Raw genomic sequence first — 6,076 nt, forward strand, 5'->3', positions numbered from 1 at the left:
CGGCGCCCGTTGAGACGACCGAGCCGGCGCCGACGACAACAGCTGCCACCGTGAGCGATCCGACCAGCGACGTGTCAGATCCGGCCGACACCGGGACCGCGGCCAGCGACACTGTTGCGGATGCGGCGCCCGTTGAGACGACCGAGCCGGCGCCGACGACAACAGCTGCCGCCGTGAGCGATCCGACCAGCGACGTGTCAGATCCGGCCGACACCGGGACCGTGGCCAGCGACACTGTTGCGGATGCGGCGCCGGTCGTTGAGACGACCGAGCCGGCGCCGACGACAACAGCTGCCACCGTGAGCGATCCGACCAGCGACGTGTCAGATCCGGCCGACACCGGGACCGCGGCCAGCGACGCTGTTGCGGATGCGGCGCCGGTCGATGAGGCCGCAGGCGACGTGATCGCCTTGAACGATGAGCCACCGCCACCAGAAAACGCTCTGCACACGGGAACCGAGTACACCGATTACGGCGTTAACCTTAGCAGCGATAGCGCAGTTCCCCCGCAGGATACCGGGTCTTCGGCCGACGCCGCGTCGGCGTCTGACACTGCGCCGCCGCCTCCCGAGATCGCGGATACGAATCAGCCAACAGACCCTGAACTTGCTATCCTATAGCGGGGGCGAACATGGCGGCCGTCGAGATATTGGACAATCCGCCGCGCAGCCATTCTGCAGATCACCTTCGCGTCACACCCGGCGGCGAGGCCCGCGACCATGTTGGACCTGTCAACCCGCTGGCCACCTGGCGTTCGGTCGCGCGCACGAACCTGATTGCGGTCGCTGCATTTTCGGTCGTCGTGAATCTGCTGATGCTCACGCTGCCGATCTACCTGTTCCAGATTTCCGATCGCGTGCTGACGAGCCGCAGCCTCGAAACACTGCTGATGCTCTCGGCTCTCGCGCTGGCGTTCATCGGCATCCTCTCGATCATCGACATTCTGCGTCGGCAGGTGCTGGGGCGTTTTGCGACCAAGATGGAGGCGGTGCTCGGCGGTGCAGTGCTGGCGAGCAGCATCAACAACGCCAGGGCCGGCGAAGGCGGGACCATCCAGGCGATTCGGAGCCTTCACCAGGTGCGGGGATTCATCTCGAGCCCCGTCATGCTTATGCTGATGGACGCGCCGCTCTCGCCCCTCTACTTCGGAGTCATATTTCTCATTCACCGAGATCTCGGCTTAATCGCTGTCGTGTCAGGCTTGGCACTGGTGCTGATTGCGGTGCTCAACCAGAAAGCGACGTCGGAGCGTCTGAGCGAGGCAGGCCTGCATGCTGCTGAGGCCGATGCGGCGGCCGAGTCGCTGGCGCGAAATTCGCAGGTGATCAATGCGATGGGAATGCTGAGCGAGAGCATTCTTCATTGGGGTCGCCGGCAGGCGCCGGCCCTGACGGTGCAGAGCCAGGCCCTTGACCGGAATTTCTGGATCAGCGGTGCGTCGAAATTCGTCCGGCTCGTGACCCAGATCACGATCCTGGGCGTGGGCGCCTATCTTGCCCTCAACGCCGAGATCACCGGCGGCATGATGATCGCGGCCGCAATCATCGTCGGCCGTGCCCTGCAGCCGCTCGAGGGCCTGATCGAGGGATGGCGCAGCTGCGTTCAGGCGCGATCGGCCTATGCGCGTGTCAAACAGGCGGTCGAGTCATTCCAGCGCGAGACGCCGAAGCTGCGCCTGCCCAAGCCGCAAGGGCGCCTGACCGTGGATCGGGTCTTGTATTTGCCGCCCGGCTCGAAGGAGCCGGTGCTCAATAGCGTGTCGCTCGAGCTCGCGCCCGGAGAGTCTCTTGCCATTGTCGGACCGTCTGGGTCGGGCAAGTCGACCCTCGCGCGTATTCTGGTGGGCTGTCTGGTGCCGACCGCCGGGAAGGTCAGGCTGGACGGAACAGAGCTGCGCAACTGGGATCGCCGCCAGTTTGGCGAATATACCGGCTACCTGCCGCAGGAGGTCGAGCTATTTCCCGGGACGATCAAGCAGAACATCTGCCGCATGCGGGATGACCTGCCCGACGCGAGCATCTATGAGGCGGCGATATTCTCGGGCATCCACGACATGGTCTGTCAGCTGCCGCAAGGATACGAGACCGTGCTCGACCGCGGCGGCGGGCCGCTCTCCGGGGGCCAGAAGCAGCGCATCGCGCTCGCCCGGGCATTCTTCGGTGATCCGTGCCTTGTCGTCCTCGACGAGCCCAACTCGAATCTCGACGCGGCGGGGGAGCTGGCTCTGACCGAGACCCTGCAGCGCGCCAAGAAGCGGGGGGTCACCGCGGTGGTGGTAACCCTGCGCCCTGCGCTGCTGAACAGCGTGGACAAAGTGCTCATCCTGCGGGCCGGACGGGTCGAAGCATTCGGATCTCCGAGCGACGTGCTGCATCGCCTGGTTCGGTCGCCCGGCGGGGCCGCCGCAGGTAAGCCGGAGCAGCCTCAACGCATCGAATCCTCTGGCCCGTGAGGTGACCGCGCGGGAGGACAGCATGAAAGCAAAAAAGGACAGCACCGGTGAGTGGTACCGCGGCGTTCCGCTGAGCGCCAAATGGCCCATCTTCACCGGCCTCGCCATGCTGGTCGTTTGGCTCGGGTGTTTCGGTGTTTGGGCCGGAGTCGCTCCACTGAACAGTGCGGTCGTCACTTCGGGCACGTTCGTGGCTACCGGACAGAACAAGCTGGTGCAGCACCTCGAGGGCGGCATCATCCGCGAGATTGCGGTAAAGGACGGTGATGCCGTGGAGGCGAACCAGGTGCTCGTTCGCATGGACGACACCGCTGCCAACTCCAAGCTGAGGCGGTTGGTTTTAAAAAAGTATCGGCTGCTCGCCATGAAGGCGCGTCTCGAAGCTGAAATGAGCTCTTCAGAGACAATCGAAACTCCCGCAGCATTCATCGCGAGCGCACGTGATCCGGAAATCAAAGCGGTTCTTGAGCGGCAACGTGCCGAACTGAGGGCACGCCGGACTAGTCTCGTGACCCAGGAAAGCGTACTCATGAAGCAAATCGCCGGGCTGGAGGAAAGCATCCGCGGATACCAGGCTCAAGTGCAGTCCACCCAACAGCGTATTGCGTTGTTCGCCGAAGAGCTGAAGGACAAGAATTCGCTTCTTCGCCAGCAGTTGGTCCGCAAGTCGGATGTGCTGGCGCTGCAACGCTCCGAGGCGAGTCTCGAGGGAGAGCTCGGCGAGTATCTTGGTCGCATTGCCGATTCAAAGGAGAGGATCGCTCAGGCGAACGAAAGAATAGCCCAGCTCCACTCGACGGCGCTCCGGGATGCGATCAAGGAGCTGCGCGAGACCGAAGCGGACCTGGATGACGTGGAGGAGCAGATTCGCGCCGCGCAGGATGTCGTCGACCGCGTCGACGTTCGCTCGCCGGTCCGGGGCATCGTGGTGAAGAGAAACTTCCATACACCGGGCGGCGTCGTCTCTCCTGGCGCCGTGCTGCTTGAGCTCCTACCGATAGGCGAAGAGCGCGTCATCGAGGCACATGTGAGTCCCAAGGACATTTCGCACGTGAGCGTAGGTCAGGAGGCGCTGGTGCGGCTGTCGGCGCTCAACCAGCGCATCACGCCCATGGTCGGCGCGAGCGTCATCTACGTGTCGGCGGACGCGTTGACGGAGCCGGTACAGATCAAGGCCGAAACACGCCCTGCGAGTGACACGCATCGGGAATTCTATATGGTTCGGGTGCGCCTAGACCAAGACGATATTCTCAAGCACATGCCTGAATTCATCCCGACACCCGGCATGCCGGCCGACATCTACATCAAGACCGGAGAGCGTACGTTTTTCGAGTACATCATGAAGCCGGCCTTCGATAGCTTCTCCCGCGCTTTCCGCGAAACCTGAATGGAACGAGCAATCTGGTCGTCAATCCCGAGCACCGCGAGTCGCTGAATGGCGACGATTATCTGGATGCGCTTCCGCGCCTCTTACCGAAGCTGTTGATGTTTTCAGTTACGGGCAAGCCGATGCAGCGAAACGATCCAGGGCGTGCCTGGCGCCGAACGGCTGCCTATGCGTTTACGCAAGGGCACCGGCCCCTTTCCCCGCGCGCCCCGTAAACGTACCAGTAGCCCAATGGCGCGTTTCAGCGTGTTTCAAAAGAAAAGCCCGACCCAGAGATGAGATCGGGCTGAAATGTCAGGCAACTAGACGCAGTCCGGTTTCCGCTTGCTGGATTGATGCAGGCGTTCCGATGATCCGCCGAAGCTCCGCTGCGACGCCGTCCAGCACCGCGCGCTTCTCCTTCATCCGCTTGGAGTGGTTGTAGACCTTGCCGGTGACGGTGGGCACGATCTGCTCCGATTTCTTGCTCGCAGCGTGATCAAGACACTTCGCTATCCACGCATCATCAAAGCCGAGATCGCCAGCCAGGGTCGCCGCCGTCCGGCGCAAATCGTGCGGCGTGAACGGCTTCAATCCGAGCAGTGCGCAGATGCCGGGTGTCTTCACCTTGCCCTTGCCCTTGGTGCCGCGCAGCGCGGTCGCCATCACCTTGCGGTTCATCGGCTGGTCGCCGAGCGGGCTGGCAAACACGAATTGCTGCTTGTCGCTGGTTAGCGCCTCGCGAATGATCTCCACCGCCAGATCGGAAAGCGGCTGTTGGATAACCCGCCGCTTCTTGACGCGCTTCAAAGGTACATCGAAGCGCGGATTTTCGCCGTCAAGATCGAACAGTTCGTCGCGATGCGCGCCGAGCAGTTCAGCCGACCGCAACATGGTAACCAACTCGAATTTGAGCGCGAGCCTCGTCCGGCGATCCCACGGCAGATCGTCACGATCGAGGCCGTGCCAGAAAATCCTGATCTCGTCGGCCGAGAGAACGCGCGTGCGCGGATGCTCCGGGTCGAGCTTCGGCAGGTTTACGCAAGGACTGGCGGTTACATAGTCGCGGCCGGCTTCCGCTGCCCAACTGAACAGGCCCGAGGCCGCCTTGCGCATATGCCGCGCATTGCTGACCGAAGGAACCCCGAACTTTCCCGCTACGATATCGTTCGACAGGGTGGCAATGTCATGCTTGGTGATTTCGCTCGGCAGCTTTTTGCCGAGCCTTGGGCTGATGAAGCGCCGCAAGTGGCTGGCGGTATTTTCCCAGCTTTCCAGCCGGGATCGCATTTCCCCGTCCGGCTTGCGAACCGGCGTCTTCATCCACTCGATCCGCTCCTCGATGATCTTGTTGACGGTCTTGCCGCGCTTCGCCTGTTGCGCTTTCCGGTCGCGGAAGGTTTCGGCGACCGCCGCAGCACCCGAGCCCCTGAGGCTGTAAACCCTGTTGCGGGCGTCCTCGACGGCAAACGTCTCGGGATTGTAGACGCCGAGCCAGCCGGTGCATTGTTTGCCGGTCTCCGGATCGGTGAACTTGAATGAGAATGTTGCCACTCCGGCCGTCGTGATGCTGACGTAGAGGCCAGGGCATTTGCGGTCGTAGATTTTGACCCGTTTGGTGACCCGCTTCTCGCAAAGGCGATCGGTCAGAATGACGCTGCCATTGCGGGCGCGCTTGCTGGCGGATGTGGCGGTCGTGGTACTATCCATTTCGGTTTCGGCTCCTAAGGGTTGAGACCAAAGGGGCTCGGCTTTGAGGCTTTCAGTCTGTTGCGAGGGCACTGAAAGGCTTGGGGCCGGGCCCTAGATTTGGCGAAACCCGCCGAAGCACCTTGAAACAGGCTAGGCGAAAAGGGCTTATTTTAAAGGCGTTTCTTAGTTTCGGCGTGTTTCACCGAATACCAAAATATAGACGTGTGGTCCTGGCACCCGTGGCTGGTGTCAAGCCGGCGGAGGTTTGCAAAGCTCAACCGGGCGATGCGAGCCGCTAATTGGCCGGCGATGGAGGCAAAAGGAATTCGTCTCCAGGGAGAGCGCGGCATAAGCCGTCAAACCATTGCGCAGGGAAGGCCGGTTGTTTCGGCTGATACCTGTATGCTCGTGTGCGTTTCTTTGCGCATCTTTGCATACGAGACCGCGGGTGCCAGCCAGCACCCGGCCTTCCCTGCGCCCTTGTGTCCAGAAAATTTGGCAGAATGTGCGAACGGGCGGTTGCGCACCAACCGCCCGTTGCTGGAACTGAGCCCGCTGCGCCCAAA

At 62.3% G+C, this 6,076-nt stretch carries 3 protein-coding genes and 1 pseudogene; 3 read left to right on the forward strand and 1 reads right to left on the reverse strand.

Going from position 1 to position 6,076, the window contains the following annotated elements:
• The 3 genes and pseudogenes from IVA95_RS35515 to IVA95_RS35525 all read left to right on the forward strand — a co-directional run.
• Window positions 1-620: pseudogene (locus tag IVA95_RS35515) on the forward strand (hypothetical protein); the annotation flags it as partial.
• 11 nt (window positions 621-631) lie between these two features.
• Window positions 632-2,452, forward strand: a complete 1,821-nt coding sequence (locus IVA95_RS35520) for a type I secretion system permease/ATPase (RefSeq protein ID WP_247514748.1) — start codon at window positions 632-634, stop codon at window positions 2,450-2,452.
• Window positions 2,453-2,474: 22 nt separating this feature from the next.
• A complete protein-coding gene (locus IVA95_RS35525; RefSeq protein ID WP_247514749.1) occupies window positions 2,475-3,839 on the forward strand; it encodes an HlyD family type I secretion periplasmic adaptor subunit in 1,365 nt (454 codons plus the stop codon).
• 294 nt (window positions 3,840-4,133) lie between these two features.
• Here the strand turns inward: IVA95_RS35525 and IVA95_RS35530 are convergent, their stop codons facing one another.
• Complete coding sequence (locus IVA95_RS35530; RefSeq protein WP_247514750.1) at window positions 4,134-5,528, reverse strand: site-specific integrase; 1,395 nt, start codon at window positions 5,526-5,528, stop codon at window positions 4,134-4,136.
• Window positions 5,529-6,076: the final 548 nt, after the last annotated feature.

It is taken from the genome of Bradyrhizobium sp. 157, from assembly GCF_023073815.1.
GTDB lineage: Bacteria > Pseudomonadota > Alphaproteobacteria > Rhizobiales > Xanthobacteraceae > Bradyrhizobium.

Coding starts and splice junctions, on each gene's coding strand:
- IVA95_RS35525 (WP_247514749.1), top strand. CDS start 2,475: ATGAAAGCAAAAAAGGACAGCACCGGTGAGTGGTACCGCGGCGTTCCG.
- IVA95_RS35530 (WP_247514750.1), bottom strand. CDS start 5,528: ATGGATAGTACCACGACCGCCACATCCGCCAGCAAGCGCGCCCGCAAT.
- IVA95_RS35520 (WP_247514748.1), top strand. CDS start 632: ATGGCGGCCGTCGAGATATTGGACAATCCGCCGCGCAGCCATTCTGCA.